Raw genomic sequence first — 19,035 nt, 5'->3', positions numbered from 1 at the left:
CGTCGGCGTCTGTCGATACAGTTCCTCTGGACGTTGGTGCGGCACGTGTGCGTATGCGTATGCGTGTGCGAACGGGGAGTCGTGGAGTCGGGGAGGCCATCGTGACAGTGGACTACGGGCCGGGCGTGTTAGGCCGGGACTTCGGCGTGGGCGTGGCCTCGCCCGCGGTTTTGGTCGCGCTCCAGGTCGAATACGAGTCGCTGACGGACTACAAGAACCGGGTCGACGGCCTCCTGTCGAAGCTGGACGGCTCCCCGGCGAGCGACAGGCAACTAGCGGACGGCACCCTCCCGGAAACCTCCCTCGGCGAGGGCTTCGCGGAGGCCAAGAGGCTGTTCACGGCCTACTCGAACGTGCACGGGCAGTTGCTCGCGCTGTCGAAGGGGCTGGCTGACCAGATCGAGGGGCTCGGCATCGCGATCCAGACGGCGGGGCGGGGCTTCGGGGACGTGGACGAGGACACCAAACGGCGGATGCTGGCGATCAGCAAGCAGGCCGACGCGAACTACGTCCCGGAACGCGACCCGTTGGCCCCGCCACCCCCGCACGGTGCGGCTTCGCCGACGGCTGGATCCGGAACCGCGCAGGTGGAGAGTCTCTGATGGCGACGAGCTTCGAGAGCCACACGCACCAGCAGCTGTTAGCCATGCTCGCCTCGGCCGATGCGGAGATTCTCAAGGCCCGCGGCGCCCAACTGGCGGACGCCGCGGCGGTCCTGAAGGACATCGGTGAAAGCCTCAAGGACCACCGGGCGACCGGCTGGGAAGGCGAATCCGCCACGGCCTTCCAGGACTGGGTGAGTCGCACGGGCAACGCGACGCTGCGCCTGAGCGAGTACAGCGCCGAGGGCGGCAAGCAGCTGACGCAGGCCGGCCAGGTCGTCATCGAGGTCAAGGCCAACATGCCGACGTACGACACCGGGGCCGAGGCCAACCTGAAGGCCGCCCGCGAGTACCACAACGACCCCGACGCACAACGGATCGGCCAGCAGGCGCACTCGAAGCTGAGCGGCGACCGAGAACAGGCGATCCAGCAGATGACGAAGCTGGCACAGGGGTACGAGGCTGCGGCCACTGGGATGGAGATGGCGGAGGTTCCGACGTTTCCGCCACCTCCGGCAACGTTTGTCCCGGAGGCTAAAGATGGCGGGCAGCAAATCGAGCGGCCTGGAGGGGCTACTCCGGGGGTAATTGGAGGCGCTGCTCCGGGGGCAATTGGGGCAGGTGGTCCTTCGTACTCCTCGTCACCAGTGAGCCCCAGTGGTTCGTCGTCTGACTCGGGCCCAGCGTTGGTCCCCCAGCCGTCGGCGGGACCGATCGCGGCACCCTCGGACCGCAACATTGGCACCAATCTTGACACCGTGGGCCCGACGCCAAGTGCGGCCCTTCCCCTGGCCCCGGGCATGCCCGGAGGCCTGGGGCCGAGTGGACTAGGCGGTGGCAGTCCGGGTAGTACCCCCGGTGGGTTTGTCCCACCCCTGACGTTGCCGGCCGGCAGTGGCGTACAGAAGCCGATCGGTGATGTCGGCCCGGGCGGCTTTGGTCCCGGCGGGACCCTTCCCGGCCCCGGCAGGGCTGGCGGGAAGGGTGGTGGACTAGGTGGTGTTGCAGGGCTAGGGCTGCACCTACGCGACAGTGGGATCAGCGGTGGTAGGCCGGTCACACCCGGCGGGCCGGATACGAGCATTTCCCGTGGCACGGTCATTGGTGGTGAGGGAGCCGAGGCAGGCGGGCGTGGCATGGGTGTGGGCGGCGGCATGGGTATGGGTGGTGGCGGAACGCACGGCGGTCCCGGTAATTCCATGGCCGGGCGTCGCCTCGCCACCGAACTGGGCGGCAACGTTGGGCATCTGGGCTCGGGCGGCCGCTCGATTGCGGGCGGTCAGCCATTCACTCCGGGTGGTTCAGGACTGGTTCGTGGTGGCCCCAGCACTGGTACGGCTGGTGGTCCGATGGGTCACATCGGAGCGGGTGTACATGCCCCGGGCCGGCGAGGTGACGGACGGCAGGGTGAGCGTCCTGACTACCTGGCTGAGGATGAAGAAACGTGGCAGGGCGATGGTCGTGTCGTTCCGCCGGTGATCGACTGAGTGGAGCGGGCGTTGCACGGGATGCGTACGCGTAGGGCTACGGCGGCCTTGGCCGCTTTCCTGCTGGCTGGGATTGCAGCGACGCCGGCTCATGCGGAAACCGTTCGATCCCAGCAGTGGCATCTCACGTCGATGAAGGCTGATGCGATCTGGGAGACCACCACGGGCAAGGGGGTCACTGTCGCTGTAATCGACACAGGTGTCGGTCGCATCCCTGAGTTGGAAGGGCAAGTCCTGCCCGGAATAGACCTAGCCACGGCAAACGAGGGCGACGAGCGCACCGACTACGAGAAGCATGGAACCACTATGGCTGCGTTGATCGCAGCAACGGGAAAGCATCCCAGTGGCGATGGGTCGTTTGGGCTTGCGCCGGGAGCCAAGATTCTCCCGATCCGGGTGCCACATGAGTCCCGTGAGACCGCTCCCTCCTGGACCAAGGCCATTCGGCTTGCGGCAGACTCAGAGGCCAAGATCATCAATATCTCGTTAGGGCTACCCAAGGACGACCCTGAGCGGCTCGGCGCCGTTAAGTACGCGTTGTCCAAAGGGAAATTGATCTTTGCTTCCGTCGGCAATGAGGGCGACGCAGGCAACAGTGTCCTCTACCCGGCTGCAACGCCAGGCGTGGTAGGTGTTGGTGCCGTTGGCTCAGATGGAAAAACGACTGCGGAGTCTCAGCATGGCCCCCAGGTCGACCTAGTGGCCCCAGGCATCGACATCGTTACGGCTTGCGCCAGTGATACTCAACTGTGCAAGAACCACGGCACGAGTGACGCCACCGCCCTCGCCTCCGCCTCGGCGGCCCTGGTCTGGTCTGCCCACCCCGAGTGGACAAACAATCAGGTACTCCGGGTCCTCATCAACACGGCAGGCAAGCCCGTCGGCGGGGCCGCGCGCAGCGACTTCGTTGGCTATGGCGCCGTCCGTCCCCGCATCGCGGTGCCCACCCCCGGCGACCCCGGCCCCGCGGACGTCTACCCGCTCCCCGACCTCGCCGCAGCCGGCGGCGGGACCGGTGCGAAGGCCACGTCGGCGCCATCCTCCACCTCCACCTCCACCTCCCCCTCCGGCCAGGCGGCCCGCGCTCCCCAGGCCGGGGCAGGGGCGGAGGGGAGTGGTGGCCTCGCCTGGATCGCGCTCGGTCTAGGGGCCTGCGTGCTCATCGGTGGGGGCGTGACCGCAGTCGCCGTCCGGCGCCGGAGCCGCTGACTCGCGCGAAGTCTCCGGGGGCTTCAGCCCTTCTTGGAGGCTGATCGCAGCAGTTCTGCAAGCGGCTTCTGCATGTAACCGCTCGGGGCGTTGGACAGCCCGTAGGTGTCCGCCATCTGTCGGCGCTCCGAGGCGGTCGGCTCCGGCCGCTCCATACCCTCCGGTCCTACGATTGCCGTCAGTTCAGGACCGAAGGGGGACTCCGATGGCGGCTCTCTCCCGACCCACCAGAGGGTTACGTAATGTGGAGGGCGGGTGTGTTCGAGCAGCGAGTTGCTCTGCTTGATGCGGGACCTGAATCGGTAGGTGATTTCGCCGGGTTGCGCAATCCAGGAGGGTGGCGCTGGAGCTCCATAGTGATGATAGGTGTCGTTCGACACCCACAGCCTGCGTCCAGAGGTTCCGAAGTTATCGGTCAGCTTCGCTCGGTCTCTCCGCATATAGACGATGTTCGCGGTGATTCCCAGCACGTCGTACTTCGCGCCGTACGGAAACTCGAGAACGCGCTCTGCGACAATCTCGCTACCTGGCTCGAGAACGACCACCAAACCGGCTCTCCCCGTGAACTGGCCCTGCGCCAGGAGCTGATATCCATTCTTCGGCACATCGGTATGGCGCAGTAGATCGCGCTGCCGATCATCCCAGTCCTGGAACAGTTCGCGTTTGGTTCGGGCCTTCGTGACGAACCGGGGCTTCCTTCCGCTGACCTGATAGAGGGAGCCGAGGGCGTAGACACCCACCTTCCCGATGTTCTTGGTGCGTAGGCGCACCGTGACGACGACCTTGTCTTCTTCAGGCTCGTGCGTGGCGCCGAGGAATTCCACAGAGGTGGAGAGCAGCGCGGTCGATACGTAGGGCTGGTAGACCTGGGTGTAACCAAAGTTGCCGATCGCCACCATGGCGGTGACCACCACTCCGGCAGCAAAGCCACGGGGTCGCGATACCCCTTTCCAAAGGTCCCATTCCCACCAAAGAGCCCAGAAAGCCCACAGCGCGAGGAGTCCCCAGACCCAGAGGTAGTGGGTGTAGCCGCCGTCGGCCAGTTGGAGAGTGAGCAGCACGAGATTCAGGACCAGCGACACCAGGATGCCGATCCCCAGCAGCGCGGCGGCATGCCTTGGCGTGCCACCGGCAAAGACAGAGACCGCAGCGAAGAATGCCGCCGACTCCAACAGCATCGCCGCCAGGAACACGACCCCGGTCATCCGGCCGGCGAAGGTCAAGGCGCTGCCGACGTCCTCGGCTCCGAAGAGCATCAGCTCGACCGCCGTCACGAACAGACCCGCCAGGAGGGCCGTTCTGCAGGCGAGGCTCGTCACACTCGACATCCGCACCCGCTCACAGTGGCACGCAGAGCGCGCGCCCTCCGGGTACCGCTCCGCGCGAGGTCCACAGGCACCCACACGCTCGGACGGGAGCCCCCGTCCGGCCTACCCCGTCGCCGCGGCGGACGGGCCGGATGGGGGAGACGGCGAGCGGCCGGCGTGCTCGTACCAGGGAAGCCAGGCGAACAAACGAATGGGCGGCGCTCGCGGCGGTGCGGGATGATCAGCCCGGTGCAGCGGTAGCCGCCGTCAGCGATCACGGTGGTGTTGCCCAGGGGGCATCCTTGGCGCCGGAGGGATCCCATGCCTTGCAGTCGTTGCGGTTGCCGGGCAAGGGCCGGCCGACCACGACAACGCGCCGGGTGTCAGCGTCGATGACGACCTGGTGGTTGGTGGAGTATCGGTAGTTCTTGGATTGTTCAGCCACGGTGTGGTCACGGGTAGGGACCAGGGTGCCGTCCACGATGAGCACGGTGTTCTTGCGGAACCGCCTGCGGGGCCGCAGTGCCACCAGGGGCCCGAGGTGGTTGATGATGCGATCGGCCGCGGATTTGGAGACACCAAAAAGCGGGGCGAGCTGGCGCAGGGTCAAATTGGTGCGCCAGTAGGCGGCGACCAGCAGCACCCGGTCCTCCAGCGGCAGGCTCCATGGTCGGCCCCTGCGGACCGCGTCCGCGCCTTCACGCCGCAGCGTCGTCAGCAACTTGCCGAACAGGCTTGGGCTCAGCCCGGTGAACGGGGCTATCCAGGACGGTTGCGACGCCGTGATCACACCGGTCACGGCGAGATCCTCGCACGGTTCCCGCCGGTACTGGCGCGCCAATCACTTCCTGGACAAGCACAGATCTTCGGCTGCGGGTCATTGGATCAGCGGTCTTCCCACTGGGTGCGGGCGAGCTCCGAGTTCGTCCGGACCAGGTCCTCGGCGTCCTCGATCATGAACAGCGAGTACCGGCCCGTTCCGTCCAGGGCGTCGAAGACCCGGTGGGCCCAGGCGCCCGAATCCGGCTGATTGGCAGTGACCCGGGCCGGGTGGGAGTGGTGCGGCTCGTCCAGGTCTGGCGGCACGGCGACCCAGACCCTCAGCCAGCGCTCGTTGTCCCCCCAGGTGAAGGAGGGGAAGTGCCCATCGGCGTCACCGGAGAACCTGATGCCGAAGGCCGCTTCGAGGTCAGCCCACAGGGTCTTTCCGAGGGTGACCACGGGGGCCTGCGGCTGCCGGTGGCCAGCGTAGATGTTGTATTCGCTCAAGATGATCAGCCTCAGCCCACGTCGAAGGTCTCGTCGTAGCAGTATCCGATCGGTCACACCTGGGTGAACTCAGCCCCTCGCACCGGAGGGACTGGGCGGAGTGGACGACCTACTCGTGGAAGCGAAGGTTCGTGACGGACGGCTCCACGACGCACGGCACACGGCGGCCACGGTGCTGCTCATCCTCGGGATGCCCGGGCGAGCCGTGATGGGCCTCATGGGAGGGTCGACCACGGCCATGGCCGCGCGGTATCTGCACGTGGTCGACGCGGCGCGGACCGATGTGGCGCGCCAGGTCGATGGTCTGATCTGGAAGCCGGAGCCGGAGCCGGAGCCGGAGCCGGAGCCGGAGCCGGAGCCGGAGCCGGAGCCGGAGCCGGAGCCGGAGACGGGCCAACTGAATGACGGCGCGGCCGATGCCGTCATTCGCGGCTACTGAGCTGCTCGGTGGAGTCGAGCGCCACCGGCCAGATGCGCACAGACGGGACCGCGATGGCGGGTGGAGCTCGCACCCCTTGACCTGCCAGGGAGATGGCGGCGTGTGAGGTGCATCACTCGAAATCGGCGGTTCCGAAAAGGGGGCCTTGGCCATCTGCGCGCAGTGATGGTAGGCCGCGGATCAATTCGGACTTATTTCGGAAACCTCGTGATCGCGGCCTTGTGGCAGCGTGTCCGATACGCCCGTTACGGCGTCAATAAGACGCGCGGCGCGCCCGGTTGGCCCGGTTCGCGAACAACTGTGGCGCAGACCGCGTTTCTTGAAGGGACCCCGGATGCCCTGATAGCGGTTGGTCAAGCGCCCCAACAGGGGTGTCCCCAAAGGCCTTTGGTCGCAGCCTTCCTCCCGGCATGGCTGCGGCCCCCTGCTACCAACAGGGGGCCGCCGGGTATGTGCAGTCGAGCCTGGAAAGGGTCGATACCCATGTTTCACCGTAGTGCCCGGCGTCAGCGGCGCACAGTGACGCCGCTCACGCAGAGTGCTGTAAATCGCGGCAAGCGACCGATTTTGATTGCATCCGTCGTTACTGGGGCCGGGCTCATGCTCGGCGGTGGTGTCCTCGCCGGCGCCGTCGCGCCGGATGCGGCAACCGCTGTGGCCACCATCGGCACCGCCACAGGGGGCATCGTCGCCTTCGTCCTGCGCCGCTCTTCGGTCGCATCGGGCGACAGTGCCGCAGAGGGGCGCAGGCGCGTCACCGGGCGGGACGACAGCACGACTTCCCTGGAGAACTAACAAGGAAGGCTGGAGCCCCGGGCGCTCGCGTGTCCCGGGTCTCCGGTCTGCTCGGTCTTGGTCGGGCCGAGAGGGCGGCCGGTTGTGCCGTCCGGGCGATGGTGCAGCCCGCGGCGGAGAGCACCGATGGAGGCGGGAACTGAGACGGACGGCCGAAGGGGCGGCACCCTCAGAGGGTGCCGCCCCTTCGTTTTGCCTGTTCAGGCAGCTAGAAGCCGTGACCGGAATCGAACCGGCGTAACTCGCTTTGCAGGCGAGTCCCTCAACCACTCGGGCACACGGCTGGGTGGTGGTGATGTGTATGACCGTACGAGGGCGGGGAGGGCGGGGGAAGGGGTGCGGGGGCGGTGCAATGTGACTGCCACGCCGCGTTCACAGAGGGGCGGGTAGGACCTTCGGCCTAGGGCTGGGGGAGGGGGTGGGATCGGTCGAAATGACAGGGTCGAAATCTAGGTACGGGCCTTACTCTGGGGCGATGAGCGTCCTCCCGCAGCGGGCTGCTGCACCAGCCGCACCGATACCCGGCCACCCGAAGGGCGGGATCCTCGGGCCCGCGTACCGGACGCTCAGCATCGGGATCATCTCCGTCATTTTTCTCATCGCCTTCGAGGCGACCGCGGTGGGGACCGCCATGCCCGTGGCCGCCCGTGAGCTGAACGGGATCGGGCTCTACGCCTTCGCCTTCTCCGCCTACTTCACGACCAGCCTCTTCGGGATGGTGCTCTCCGGGCAGTGGGCCGACCGGCAGGGGCCGCTGCGGCCGCTGACCGTGGGGATCGGGTCCTTCGCCGCCGGGCTGGTGTGTTCCGGGACCGCCGGGGCAATGTGGATGTTCGTGCTCGGGCGGGCCGTGCAGGGGTTCGGGGGCGGGCTGGTCATCGTCGCGCTCTACGTGGTCGTCAGCCGGGCCTACGAGGAGCAGCTGCGGCCCGCGATCATGGCGGCCTTCGCGGCGAGCTGGGTCGTGCCGTCGATCGTCGGGCCGTTGGCCGCGGGGACGGTGACCGAGCACCTCGGGTGGCGCTGGGTCTTCCTCGGGATTCCCGCGCTGGTCTTCGTACCGCTGGCGGTGGCGCTGCCCGCGATACGGCGGAGTGCGTCCGGACCCGTGGACCCCGAGGCTCCGCCCGTGGCCGTCGACCGGCGGCGGATCAGGCTCGCCCTCGGGATCTCGGCCGGTGCGGGGCTGCTGCAGTACGCCGCCCAGGATTTGAGGTGGCTGTCGCTGCTGCCGGGGCTGGCCGGGGCCGCGCTGCTGGTGCCCGCCGTGCTGGGGCTGCTGCCGCGCGGGACCTACCTGGCGCGGCGCGGGCTGCCGTCGGTGGTGCTGCTGCGGGGCGTGGCGGCGGGATCGTTCATCGCGGCGGAGAGCTTCGTACCGCTGATGCTGGTCACCCAGCGGGGGCTGAGCCCGACGATGGCCGGGTTCTCGCTCGCGCTGGGCGGGGTGACGTGGGCGACCGGTTCGTGGGTGCAGTCGCAGGGGCGGGTGGCGCCGTACCGGGAACGGCTGATGGTGCTGGGCATGATCATGGTCGCCGCGTCGATCGCCGGGGCGCCGGCGGTGCTCCTGGAGTGGGTGCCGGTGTGGGCCCTGGCGCTGGTGTGGGCGCTGGGGTGCCTGGGGATGGGGCTCGTCATCGGCTCCACGAGCGTGCTGCTGCTGAAACTTTCGGCGCCGGAGGAGGCGGGGGCGAACTCCGCCTCGCTGCAGATTTCGGATGCGCTGGCGAACGTGGTGCTGCTCGCTGCCGGAGGCGCGGCGTTCGCCGCGCTGGGCGGGGGAGCGGTGGGTGCGGCGCACTCCGTGGCGGAGGGGGGCGGGGCTTCGCACCCCGGTGCCTTCGTGGTGGTGTTCCTGCCGATGGCCTGTGTGGCGCTGGTGGGGGCGTGGGTGGCCACCCGGCTGGATGCGGAGCCCGGGCGGGGCTGAGGCCCGTTGCAGGGTCGGGGCGCCGTTGCCGGGGGCCGGCCCCGGGCGCCCGCTCCTCAAACGCCGGAGGGGCTGGATTTTCGCCGGCCCCGGCGCTGCCCGGGTGGGTCGTACCAACGGAAACGCGGGCGCGGGCCGGGGGCGGATCTGGCTAGCATCCGGGGATGAAAGAGCTGACCATCGCCATGCCCGACGCCGAGCGGGTGGAGCTGGACGATCTGGCCGATGCCACCGGGCAGAGCGTCGAGGACGCCGTGCTGGCGGCCGTACGGGCCTGGGTGCTGGGGGAGCGGGAGCGGGCCGGGAGCGAGGCCGCGCGGTTGGCCGGGCGGCATGCCGGGCTGCTGAGGAGGCTCGGGGAATGAGCACCGGACACCTCACCCGGCACCTGACCCTCGGAGAGGTTCTCGACCTCGCGCGGTATGCCTGCCTCGCCCAGGACCAGCCCGTCGAGCTGCGGGCCCCCGGGCTGCTCGAGTCCGCTGTGCACCGGCCGCGGGCAAGGATGTTCGGGACTTCGGCGTACGAGGACACCTACGAGCAGGCGGCCGCCCTGCTGCACGGGATCGCGACGAACCACCCCCTCGTCGACGGGAACAAGCGCACCGCCTGGCTCGCCGCCGTCACCTTCCTCGCCCTCAACGGCGTCGATCTCGGTGATGCCGATCAGGACGCGGCGTACGACCTGGTCATCGACGTGGCGGCGGGCGACGAGGAGCACACCGGACGGATCGCGGAGCGGCTGCGCACTCTCGCCCGGCGAATGTGACGCTCGCCGCACGCCCCGAGGTCACGGGCCTGTCCCTCCGCGGGGGGCGGGCCGGGGCCGGTAAGGTGGCCCGGTTGTCCTACGTACGACTGCCCGTACCGCTGGCCGTACCGATGCCCGGAATGCACGCCGCCCGGAACGGATACGCCGCCGAGAGCCCGAACCGGAGACCGTGACTACTACCGCCTCCCACCACCTCTCACCCGCCTTCCCCGGCCGCGCGCCGTGGGGTACCGCCAGCGCCCTGCGAGCTTGGCAGCAGGGTGCGCTGGACCGGTACCTGGAGACCCAGCCGCGCGACTTCCTCGCCGTCGCGACCCCCGGCGCCGGAAAGACCACCTTCGCCCTGACACTCGCGTCCTGGCTGCTGCACCACCACGTGGTGCAGCAGGTGACCGTCGTCGCACCGACCGAGCACCTGAAGAAGCAGTGGGCGGAAGCGGCCGCCCGGATAGGGATCCGGCTGGACCCCGACTACTCCGCCGGCCCGCTCAGCAAGGACTACCACGGGGTCGCCGTCACGTACGCGGGCGTGGGCGTGCGCCCGATGCTGCACCGCAACCGGTGCGAGCAGCGCAAGACCCTGGTGATCCTGGACGAGATCCACCACGCCGGTGACTCGAAGTCCTGGGGCGAGGCCTGCCTGGAGGCGTTCGATCCGGCGACCCGGCGGCTCGCCCTCACCGGTACGCCTTTCCGGTCCGATACGAATCCCATTCCCTTCGTCGCCTATGAGGAAGGGAACGACGGAATCCGGCGGTCCTCCGCCGATTACACGTACGGCTACGGGAACGCCTTGGGCGACGGGGTCGTGCGGCCCGTCATCTTCCTTTCCTACAGCGGCAACATGCGCTGGCGCACCAAGGCGGGCGACGAGATCGCCGCGCGCCTCGGCGAGCCGATGACCAAGGACGCCATCTCGCAGGCCTGGCGCACGGCGCTCGACGCGCGCGGCGACTGGATGCCGAACGTGCTGCGCGCCGCCGACCAGCGGCTGACCGAGGTCAGGAAGGGCATCCCGGACGCGGGCGGGCTGGTCATCGCCGCCGACCAGGACTCCGCGCGCGCCTACGCCAAGCTCATCCGGGAGATCACGGGGAGCAAGGCCACCGTCGTCCTGTCCGACGACACGGGCGCCTCGAAGCGGATCGACGAGTTCGCCGCGAGCAACGACCGGTGGATGGTCGCCGTCCGCATGGTGTCCGAGGGCGTCGACGTACCGCGGCTCGCGGTCGGCGTGTACGCCACCACCATCTCGACCCCGCTGTTCTTCGCGCAGGCCGTCGGCCGCTTCGTGCGCTCGCGCCGGCGCGGCGAGACGGCCTCGGTGTTCCTGCCGACCATTCCCTACCTGCTCGGCTTCGCCAACGAGATGGAAGTCGAGCGCGACCACGTCCTCGACAAGCCGAAGAAGCAGGGCGAGGAAGACCCGTACGCCGACTCCGAGAAGGAGATGGAGGAGGCGAACAAGCAGGAGGACGAGGACACCGGCGACGAGGAGCAGATGTCCTTCGAGGCGCTGGAGTCCGACGCCGTCTTCGACCGGGTCCTCTACGACGGCGCCGAGTTCGGCATGCAGGCCCACCCGGGCAGTGAAGAGGAGCAGGACTACCTCGGCATCCCCGGGCTGCTCGAACCCGACCAGGTGCAGATGCTGCTCCAGAAGCGGCAGTCGCGGCAGATCGCGCACAGCAAGCGCAAGCCGGACTCGGAGGCGGACCTGCTGGAGCTGCCCGCCGACCGGCGGCCGGTGGTCTCCCACAAGGAACTGCTCGAGCTGAGGAAGTCGCTGAACACGATGGTGGGCGCGTACGTCCACCAGAGCGGCAAACCGCACGGCGTGCTCCACACCGAACTGCGCCGCGTGTGCGGCGGACCGCCGAGCGCGGAAGCCACGGCCGGACAGCTGCGCGAGCGCATCAAGAAGGTCCAGGAGTGGGCCACCCGGATGCGGTGATTTCCTACGGAATGCGGCGCGGCGGGCGGGGGGAGATTCGTACGGTTCCCGCTCGCCCGGGCCGTCGTGGCGCTCTCGCCGCACCCGTGGTGGGAGGCCCTGCGCGGCCGCACGGGGGCCCTGTGGAGACGGGGGCCGACGCCAGGGGCCGAAGGTCACGAATCGACGGCGATGCGCGTTTTCAACCGGCATAAAACGGCAGTAGGCGCCCGGATTCTGGACGAGCCCTTCCGCTGAGCGAACCTGCTCGCTACTGTCCCCGCATCGAACGCCCCGTGGCAGCGCCGCCGCGGGAGCGCAGCCGGTGCCATGGCCGCTACCGGCGGCCTCTCCGTGCGTCGCCGAGGGACCGGCGGCGCTATCCCCAGAGAGTCACCGCCGCCCACCGAAAGAGGGAGAGGCGTCGTGACCGCGGAAACCTCCCAGACTCTCGACCGAGGACTCCGAGTTCTCAAACTGCTCGCCGACACCGACCACGGTCTGACCGTCACCGAGCTCTCCAACCGCCTCGGTGTGAACCGCACCGTCGTCTACCGCCTTCTGGCCACCCTCGAACAGCACGCCCTGGTCCGCCGCGACCTCGGCGGCCGCGCGCGCGTCGGGCTCGGAGTGCTGCGCCTGGGCCGCCAGGTGCACCCGCTCGTGCGCGAGGCGGCGCTGCCCGCGCTGCGCTCCCTCGCCGAGGACATAGGCGCCACCGCGCACCTGACCCTCGTGGACGGAACCGAAGCGCTCGCCGTGGCGGTCGTCGAGCCGACCTGGACCGACTACCACGTGGCCTACCGGCCCGGCTTCCGGCATCCGCTGGACCGCGGGGCGGCCGGCCGGGCCATCCTGGCCGCCCGTCAGGGCACGCTCATCGAGCCCGGGTACACGCTGACCCACGGTGAGCTCGAAGCGGGCGCCAGCGGTGCCGCGGCGCCCCTCGTGGGCATCACCGGGCTGGAGGGCAGCGTGGGCGTCGTCATGCTGGCCGACGCCGTGCCCGAGCGGGTCGGCCCGCGCGTGGTGGACGCCGCCCGCGAGGTGGCCGACGCCCTGCGCTGAGCCGCGGAGCAGCAGGGCCGCAAGCGCGGCACATCCCGGACACCGAGCCGCGCCCCCGACCGCAGGGGGCGCGGCTCGACCCGTTCGGGGGCACCCGCGCTAGATTGACCCGGTGCTCTCTCGCCTCACACGTCTGCCGCGTCCCGCCGCCCTCGCCGTCTGCGCCGTGCCCGTGCTCGCGCTGTTCGCCGTCGCGGCCTTCGCACCGCTGCCCTTCGTGATCGCGCAGCCGGGCCTCACGGCCGACGTGCTCGGTTCCCGTGACGGCAAGCAGGTCATCTCCATCACCGGGGCACCCACCCGCGAGACCACCGGCCAGCTGCGGATGACCACCATCCAGGCCACCGGCCCCTCCACCTCCGTCACCCTCCCCGAGCTGGTCGGCGACTGGTTCGACACCTCCCGCGCGGTCATGCCCAGGGAAGCGGTGTACCCCTCGGGCGGAAGCGACAAGGAGATCGAGGAGCACAACCTGGAGGAGATGACCAAGTCGCAGTCGACGGCCTCCGAGGCCGCCCTCGGCTACCTCCACAAGGACCCGAAGGACGTGAAGGTCGAGCTGAACCTCGCCGACGTCGGCGGTCCGAGCGCCGGACTGCTCTTCTCCCTCGGCATCGTCGACAAACTCGACGGGAACGGCAGCGGCGGCGATCTCACCGGCGGCAGCACCATCGCCGGTACGGGCACGATCAGCGCGGACGGCGAGGTCGGCGCGGTCGGCGGGGTGGCCCTGAAGACTCAGGCCGCGCGGCGCGACGGGGCGACCGTGTTCCTCGTACCGGCGGCGGAGTGCTCGGACGCCTCGTCCGAACTCCCCGAGGGGCTCCGGCTGGTCCCCGTCACCTCGCTGACGGATGCGGTGAACGCGCTGCGGGCTCTGCAGAAGGGCGAATCGGTTCCGTCCTGCTGAGCCGGGGGGCCGCCTCCATGCTCCGCCAGGAGGGGAACAGCAGGGGCGAGAGCGTGGCGAGGAAGTACGCCCCGCCGAACACCAGCAGGGCCTGCGTCACCCCGAAGCCGTCGACCAGCAGGCCCGCGGCCAGCCCGCCCAGCGGCATCGTCAGCTCGCAGCCGGCCGTGGTCACGCCCGCGACCCGGCTGCGCAGGGCGTCGGGCACCTTCTCCAGCGTCACGGTGGTCAGGATCGGGTTGAGCACGCCCGCGCCCAGCCCGGACAGCGCCATCGTGACCGCGAGCGGCAGCGGGGTGTCGGTGAAGGCGGCGACCACGTAGCGCGGGGCCCCGGCCAGCAGGAACGCCGCGGCGAACACGGCCCTACGGGGGAACCGCTCGCCCCAGGCTCCGTAGAGCAGGGCCCCCAGCAGCGCGAACCCGCCGAAGAGGGCGATCATCAGGCCGAGCGCGGCGGCTCCGCCCAGGGCCTCGCGGCCGTGCACGGGCAGCAGGACCGAGGACCAGCCCTGGTCGATGCCGTTGGTCGTCATCACCATCAGGGTGATGCCCAGCAGCAGCCGGGCCCGGGTCAGGAACCGCCAGCCCTCGGCGAGTTCGGCCCGGTAGCCGGCCAACGAGACCTTCCCGGCGGCGCGCTGCGGCTCGGCGGCCGGTATCCCGCGCAGGAACACGGCGACCAGCAGCGCCGAGGCGCCGAAGGTGGCCGCGTCGAGGAGCAGGACCGACTCGGCGCCGACCGTGGCGATCAGTACGCCGGCCAGCGCGGCCCCGATCATGCGGGCTCCGCGCGAGACGGCGTCGTAGAGGCTGGCGGCGCGGGCGACGGTGGTGCCGGCGTGTTCGGCGAGATGGGGGAGCATGACGTAGCGCGCGGTCAGTCCGGGGGTGTGGACGAGGCCGCCGACCGCCATCAGCGCGCACAGCATCCAGAACTGCAGCAGCCCGGTGTGGTGCAGCAGCGGGATCGCGCCCACGGCCAGTCCGCAGATCAGGTCGGAGACGGCGGAGACCCGGCGGCGGCCGATCCGGTCGATGACCGGGCCCCCGACGAGGGCGGCCACCGCGACGGGCAGGGTGGCGCAGAAGGCGACGATCCCGGCCCGGCCGGCGCTGTCCGTGGTCTGGAGCACGAACAGGGGCACGCCGATGAGGGACAGCGAACTCCCGGCTATCGAAATGGTGTTGGCGATCAGGACGGCGGTGAAGGGGCGACGGTTCACGCGATGCCGCCGTACGGCCGGGGGCCGTGGGCGCCGCGGATGATGCGCGCATGCAGGTGCGCGGGCTGTATGAGGTGGATCCCGGCGGCGATCAAGGCCTCGCCGACCCGGTTGCGCACGGCGGCGCCGGGGCGCCGGCGCAGGCGGGGTGCGGCCTCGTGCGCACGGCGCCAGGCGGCGGCCTCGGCGGTGCGGGCGGCGTGGGTCCCGGCATGGATCTGGGCATGGCTGAAGGCGTGCACGGCAGGGCTCCTTCTGCGAAAGGGGTGCTGTGGGTGCTGCTGCGTGGCCGCGTGGGCGCTACTTGGTGCGGACCGGGAAGGCGTGCGTGTGGAAGCGGACCGTCTCGGTGTCCTCGGAGGGCGGCAGATCGCGGTAGCTGTTGATCAGGTCGTGCACCTTGAGGACCAGTTCGTGGCTCTGCTCGGGGGTCAGCTGCAGTGAGAAGTCGCTGAGCTCGGAACTCCGGCGCCACTCCACCGACCAGGTGTGCGCGTCGCCCAGCCAGGCGGACAGCTCCTGTTCGTGGATCTTCACGATCTCCGCCATGAAGACCTCCGCGGCGCCGCGCGTGGCCGGGTTGGTGTCGTAGATCAGCGCCTCGTCGAAGATCGTGCCGTCCTGGGACGGCCGCCACCAGCGCTCGCGGCCCTTGCCGTGCTCGGGGGCGTCCTCGACGAACCCGTACGCGGCGAGCTGGCGCAGGTGGTAGCTGGTGGCCCCGCTCGATTCCCCGAGCTGCTCCGCGAGTTGCGAGGCGGTGGCCGGCCCGTGCAGGCGGAGGTTGCCCAGCAGTCGGATGCGCAGCGGGTGAGCCAGGCCGCGCAGGGAGTGGGCGTCGAGTTTGCGGAGTTGGGGTTCGGCCGGCTGCGGGGACTGGGACTGGGACTGGGGCTGGGGCTGGGCGTTCTTCTCGGGCATGCCTCAACAGTAGAGTTGCAAAGAAGTCTGTGCAAGGGTTTCTTTGCAAGCACTTCTTTGCGTCCCGTTCCGGAGGTCACCCCTCCTTGATGAACCCCTCCGCCACCAGCCACTCCTTCGCCACGTCGTGCGGATCCCGCCCGTCGACGTCCACCAGCGCGTTGAGCCGCTGCGCCGTCTCCGTCGTCAGCCGCTTCGACAGGGGGTCCAGGAGCCCCGCGATCGCCGGATACTTCTCCAGCGTCTTCGCGTGCAGCTCCGGCGCCGCGTTGTAGTTGGGGAAGAAGTGCTTGTCGTCGGCGAGGGTGTCCAGGTCCATGGCCCTGATCCGGCCGTCCGTGGTGAAGGCCTCGCCCAGCAGACAGGAATCGGACGTGGAGACCTGCGTGTAGATGATCCCGGCGTCCATCTTCATGACGTTGCCCGCCGGGATCTTCATCCCGTACGCCTTCTCCATCCCGGGCAGCCCGTCCTCCCGCGAGGCGAACTCGTTCTCCACGCAGACCGTCACCGCCTTGGGGTCGCGCTGCGACAGCGCCGCCACGTCCGACATGGTCTTCAGCCCGTACTTGGCGTTGTTCTTCTTGCTGATGGCGAGCGTGTAGGTGTTGTTGAGCGTGGAGGGCGGCAGCCAGGCCACGCCGTTCTTCACGTCGGCGTCCCGCACCGCCTCCCACTGCGCGTACGGGTCCGTGATCGGCTTGTCGTTGCCGAGGTAGGTGATCCACGCCGTGCCCGTGTACTCGTACATGGCGTCCGCGTCGCCCTGGATGATCGCCTCGCGGGCGCTGATCGAACCGGGCAGGTTGGTGCGGTCCAGCACCTCCGCGCCGGCCGCCTTGAAGATCAGGCCGATCATCTGGCCGAGCACGATGTTCTCGCTGAAGTTCTTCGAGGTGACCGTGAGCGAGGCGCCCTTGAGGGGCTGCCCCTGGCCGACCGAGCCCGGCAGGACGTCGTCCACCATCGGGGACCCGCTCTTGAGCCCGCAGCCCGCCAGGGGCAGCCCGAGTGCCAGCAGGGCCGCGCAGGCCGCGGCCGTCCGTACGGAGAGGGGGAGCCGGTCCATCTACGCCTCCAGCCCGCGCGGGGTCAGGACCGTCTCGGCCAGGGAGGCCAGCCAGTCCACGAACAGCGCCAGTGCCACCGTCAGTACCGAGCCCAGCACCAGCACCGGCATCCGCTGGGTCTGGATCCCGGAGGTGATCAGGTCGCCCAGGCCCCCGCCGCCGCCGAAGGTGGCCAGGGTCGCGGTGCCGACGTTGAGGACGAGGGCCGTCCGTACGCCCGCCAGGATCAGCGGGACCGCCAGCGGCAGTTCGACCTTCATCAGGGTTCCCATGGAGGACATCCCGATCCCGCGCGAGGCCTCCACCAGCTGCGGGTCGATCCCGCGCAGCCCCGCGACGGTGTTGGACAGCACGGGCAGGACGGCGTAGGCGACCATGCCGATGATCGCCGTCGAGGGGCCGATGCCGAGCCAGATGACGAGGAGGGCGAGCAGGCCGATGGCCGGGGTGGCCTGGCCGATGTTGGCGACGGCGGTGACCAGCGGGGCGGCCCGGCGCAGACCGCGGCGGGTGAGGGCGATGCCGAGCGGGATCGCGATGACCAGCACCCAGAAGGTGGAGATCGCGGTGAGCTGGACGTGCTGCCACAGCCGGAGCTCGACGTTGCCGTCCTTGAGGGAGTTCTCGGCGATCGTGTCGAGGGTGGCGTTGGTGATCCACAGGTACGTGGCCAGCAGCACCAGCGCCAGCACGATGGGCAGGGTCACCAGCCGGGCCCAGGTGAGCCGGCTCCCGGGGCGGGGCGGCGCGATGGAGGCCATGACCTCCTCGTCGGGCCCGGGGTCCTCCGGATCGCGGAAGACGTGGCCCTTGAGCTCGTGCTCGCCGGGCGGGCGCTCGGGGGAGACCGGGTTCCGCGGGCTCATGAGCCCTCCGAACCGTCCCGGAGCCCCTCCAGGTCCCGTTCGGTGCGGTGGTGGCGCAGCTCCTCGAGGTCGTGCGCGTGCTCGGCGGCCGTCAGCCGGTCGGCCTCCAGCATCTCGTGCACCGAGTTCATCAGGGTCTCCATGTCCACGACGCCGATGTACTCGCCGCGCCGCCCGGTGACGGCCACCCGGCCGCCGCTGTCGGTCAGTACGGCCTCCAGGGCGTCGTGCAGGGTCGCGTCCCGGGTCACGGTGTCGTGCACGAGCTGGCCGGCCCGGGCGAGGGAGCCCTTGGCGCGCATCAGGTCGCCGCGGCGCAGCCATTTGTACGGGCGGCCGCGCCGGTCCAGCATCAGCAGCTCGTTGCCCTGTCCGGCGCGCAGGGTGTTGAAGATCTGCTGGAGCGGGTCGTCCACGGACACGGTCGGGAACTCGGCGATCTCCACGTCCCGCACCCGGGTGAGGTTGAGCCGCTTGAGCGCGGCCCCGGCGCCGACGAACCCGGAGACGAAGTCGTCGGCGGGGTTGGTGAGGATCGCCTCGGGGGTGTCGAACTGGGCGATGTGCGAGCGCTCGCGCAGGACGGCGATCCGGTCGCCCAGCTTGATGGCCTCGTCGAAGTCGTGGGTGACGAAGACGATCGTCTTGTGCAGCTCGTGCTGGAGCCGGATCAGCTCGTCCTGGAGGTGGTCGCGGGTGATGGGGTCGACGGCGCCGAAGGGCTCGTCCATCAGCAGGACGGGCGGGTCGGCGGCGAGGGCCCGGGCCACGCCCACGCGCTGCTGCTGGCCGCCGGAGAGCTGGCGCGGGTAACGGCCGTGGAACTCGCGCGGGTCCAGGCCGACCAGGTCGAGCATTTCCTCCACCCGGTCCTTGACGCGGGACTTGGACCAGCCGGTCATCTTCGGGACCAGGGCGATGTTCTCGGCGACCGTCATGTGCGGGAAGAGCCCGGAGGACTGGATCGCGTACCCGATCTTGCGGCGGAGTTTGACCGGGTCCATGTCGGTGACGTCCTCGTCGCCGATGCGGATCCGGCCGGAGGTGGGCTCGATCAGCCGGTTGATCATCTTCAGGGTGGTGGACTTCCCGCAGCCGGAGGGGCCGACGAAGACCACCAGCTCGCCCGCCTTGATCTCCATCGAGACGTCGTCGACGGAGGGATGGGGGTTGCCCGGGTAGCGCTTGGTGAGGTTCTCCAGCCGGATAGTGGCGCCGGAGGCGGCGGC

At 69.9% G+C, this 19,035-nt stretch carries 18 protein-coding genes, 1 tRNA gene and 2 pseudogenes; 11 read left to right on the top strand and 10 right to left on the bottom strand.

Annotation, left to right across the window (positions count from 1 at the left end; genetic code table 11):
* Positions 1 to 101: 101 nt before the first annotated feature.
* Genes ACFYM0_RS25625 through mycP form a run of 3 tightly spaced genes read left to right on the top strand, consistent with a single transcriptional unit; the run spans position 102 to position 3,298 of the window.
* The gene (locus tag ACFYM0_RS25625) at positions 102 to 602 is read left to right on the top strand and encodes a hypothetical protein (RefSeq protein ID WP_388505313.1); all 501 of its coding nucleotides are present in this window, start codon (positions 102 to 104) and stop codon (positions 600 to 602) included.
* Positions 602 to 2,089 (top strand): WXG100 family type VII secretion target, encoded by a 1,488-nt coding sequence (locus ACFYM0_RS25620; protein WP_388505310.1) that lies wholly within the window; start codon positions 602 to 604, stop codon positions 2,087 to 2,089. The genes ACFYM0_RS25625 and ACFYM0_RS25620 overlap by 1 nt, the downstream gene beginning before the upstream one ends.
* Positions 2,090 to 2,137: 48 nt before the next feature.
* Positions 2,138 to 3,298 carry a type VII secretion-associated serine protease mycosin gene (gene mycP, locus ACFYM0_RS25615; RefSeq protein ID WP_388505307.1) on the top strand — a complete coding sequence of 387 codons (1,161 nt, stop codon included), beginning with the start codon at positions 2,138 to 2,140 and terminating at the stop codon, positions 3,296 to 3,298.
* A 23-nt stretch (positions 3,299 to 3,321) separates the two neighbouring features.
* Here mycP and ACFYM0_RS25610 read toward each other — a convergent pair whose 3' ends face one another.
* The 3 genes and pseudogenes from ACFYM0_RS25610 to ACFYM0_RS25600 all read right to left on the bottom strand — a co-directional run bounded on the left by ACFYM0_RS25610 (position 3,322) and on the right by ACFYM0_RS25600 (position 5,874).
* The gene (locus tag ACFYM0_RS25610) at positions 3,322 to 4,617 is read right to left on the bottom strand and encodes a hypothetical protein (RefSeq protein WP_388505304.1); all 1,296 of its coding nucleotides are present in this window, start codon (positions 4,615 to 4,617) and stop codon (positions 3,322 to 3,324) included.
* Positions 4,614 to 5,404, bottom strand: a pseudogene (locus ACFYM0_RS25605) (transposase family protein). The gene ACFYM0_RS25610 and the pseudogene ACFYM0_RS25605 overlap by 4 nt, the downstream one beginning before the upstream one ends.
* A gap of 86 nt (positions 5,405 to 5,490) precedes the next feature.
* Positions 5,491 to 5,874, bottom strand: coding sequence for a hypothetical protein (locus tag ACFYM0_RS25600; RefSeq protein ID WP_388505301.1), 384 nt, complete (start codon positions 5,872 to 5,874; stop codon positions 5,491 to 5,493).
* A gap of 71 nt (positions 5,875 to 5,945) precedes the next feature.
* Here ACFYM0_RS25600 and ACFYM0_RS25595 point away from each other — a divergent pair.
* Together ACFYM0_RS25595 and ACFYM0_RS25590 are read left to right on the top strand one after the other, a co-directional pair.
* A pseudogene (locus ACFYM0_RS25595) lies at positions 5,946 to 6,313 on the top strand (hypothetical protein); the annotation flags it as partial.
* Between the two features lie 567 nt (positions 6,314 to 6,880).
* Complete coding sequence (locus ACFYM0_RS25590) at positions 6,881 to 7,108, top strand: hypothetical protein (protein WP_388505298.1); 228 nt, start codon at positions 6,881 to 6,883, stop codon at positions 7,106 to 7,108.
* Positions 7,109 to 7,320: 212 nt separating this feature from the next.
* Here ACFYM0_RS25590 and ACFYM0_RS25585 read toward each other — a convergent pair.
* Positions 7,321 to 7,392, bottom strand: a tRNA-Cys gene (locus ACFYM0_RS25585).
* A 191-nt stretch (positions 7,393 to 7,583) separates the two neighbouring features.
* Here ACFYM0_RS25585 and ACFYM0_RS25580 point away from each other — a divergent pair.
* The 6 genes from ACFYM0_RS25580 to ACFYM0_RS25555 all read left to right on the top strand — a co-directional run bounded on the left by ACFYM0_RS25580 (position 7,584) and on the right by ACFYM0_RS25555 (position 13,724).
* A complete protein-coding gene (locus tag ACFYM0_RS25580; protein ID WP_388505295.1) occupies positions 7,584 to 9,041 on the top strand; it encodes an MFS transporter in 1,458 nt (485 codons plus the stop codon).
* A 164-nt stretch (positions 9,042 to 9,205) separates the two neighbouring features.
* Complete coding sequence (locus ACFYM0_RS25575) at positions 9,206 to 9,406, top strand: hypothetical protein (protein ID WP_388505292.1); 201 nt, start codon at positions 9,206 to 9,208, stop codon at positions 9,404 to 9,406.
* Positions 9,403 to 9,810, top strand: a complete 408-nt coding sequence (locus ACFYM0_RS25570) for a type II toxin-antitoxin system death-on-curing family toxin (RefSeq protein WP_388505289.1) — start codon at positions 9,403 to 9,405, stop codon at positions 9,808 to 9,810. The genes ACFYM0_RS25575 and ACFYM0_RS25570 overlap by 4 nt, the downstream gene beginning before the upstream one ends.
* Positions 9,811 to 9,982: 172 nt before the next feature.
* Positions 9,983 to 11,767, top strand: coding sequence for a DEAD/DEAH box helicase (locus ACFYM0_RS25565; RefSeq protein WP_266877913.1), 1,785 nt, complete (start codon positions 9,983 to 9,985; stop codon positions 11,765 to 11,767).
* 405 nt (positions 11,768 to 12,172) lie between these two features.
* A complete protein-coding gene (locus ACFYM0_RS25560; RefSeq protein WP_054222485.1) occupies positions 12,173 to 12,814 on the top strand; it encodes an IclR family transcriptional regulator in 642 nt (213 codons plus the stop codon).
* 112 nt (positions 12,815 to 12,926) lie between these two features.
* Positions 12,927 to 13,724, top strand: coding sequence for a PDZ domain-containing protein (locus ACFYM0_RS25555; RefSeq protein ID WP_388505285.1), 798 nt, complete (start codon positions 12,927 to 12,929; stop codon positions 13,722 to 13,724).
* Here the strand turns inward: ACFYM0_RS25555 and ACFYM0_RS25550 are convergent.
* From ACFYM0_RS25550 to ACFYM0_RS25525, 6 genes are all read right to left on the bottom strand, one after another.
* Positions 13,654 to 14,949 (bottom strand): MFS transporter, encoded by a 1,296-nt coding sequence (locus tag ACFYM0_RS25550; RefSeq protein WP_388505282.1) that lies wholly within the window; start codon positions 14,947 to 14,949, stop codon positions 13,654 to 13,656. The genes ACFYM0_RS25555 and ACFYM0_RS25550 overlap by 71 nt on opposite strands.
* Positions 14,946 to 15,191: a hypothetical protein gene (locus tag ACFYM0_RS25545; RefSeq protein WP_388505279.1), complete on the bottom strand. Its 246-nt coding sequence runs from the start codon at positions 15,189 to 15,191 to the stop codon at positions 14,946 to 14,948. The genes ACFYM0_RS25550 and ACFYM0_RS25545 overlap by 4 nt, the downstream gene beginning before the upstream one ends.
* 58 nt (positions 15,192 to 15,249) lie before the next feature.
* Complete coding sequence (locus ACFYM0_RS25540; protein WP_388505276.1) at positions 15,250 to 15,870, bottom strand: ArsR/SmtB family transcription factor; 621 nt, start codon at positions 15,868 to 15,870, stop codon at positions 15,250 to 15,252.
* Between the two features lie 76 nt (positions 15,871 to 15,946).
* Positions 15,947 to 16,939 (bottom strand): glycine betaine ABC transporter substrate-binding protein, encoded by a 993-nt coding sequence (locus ACFYM0_RS25535; RefSeq protein WP_388505273.1) that lies wholly within the window; start codon positions 16,937 to 16,939, stop codon positions 15,947 to 15,949.
* A complete protein-coding gene (locus ACFYM0_RS25530; RefSeq protein ID WP_388505270.1) occupies positions 16,940 to 17,806 on the bottom strand; it encodes an ABC transporter permease in 867 nt (288 codons plus the stop codon).
* The gene (locus ACFYM0_RS25525) at positions 17,803 to 19,014 is read right to left on the bottom strand and encodes a betaine/proline/choline family ABC transporter ATP-binding protein (RefSeq protein ID WP_388505434.1); all 1,212 of its coding nucleotides are present in this window, start codon (positions 19,012 to 19,014) and stop codon (positions 17,803 to 17,805) included. The genes ACFYM0_RS25530 and ACFYM0_RS25525 overlap by 4 nt, the downstream gene beginning before the upstream one ends.
* Positions 19,015 to 19,035: the final 21 nt, after the last annotated feature.

Origin of the sequence: Streptomyces sp. NPDC006487 (assembly GCF_042870555.1) — a bacterium.
Lineage (GTDB): Bacteria > Actinomycetota > Actinomycetes > Streptomycetales > Streptomycetaceae > Streptomyces.
This window is presented reverse-complemented; position numbering and strand designations above follow the sequence as displayed.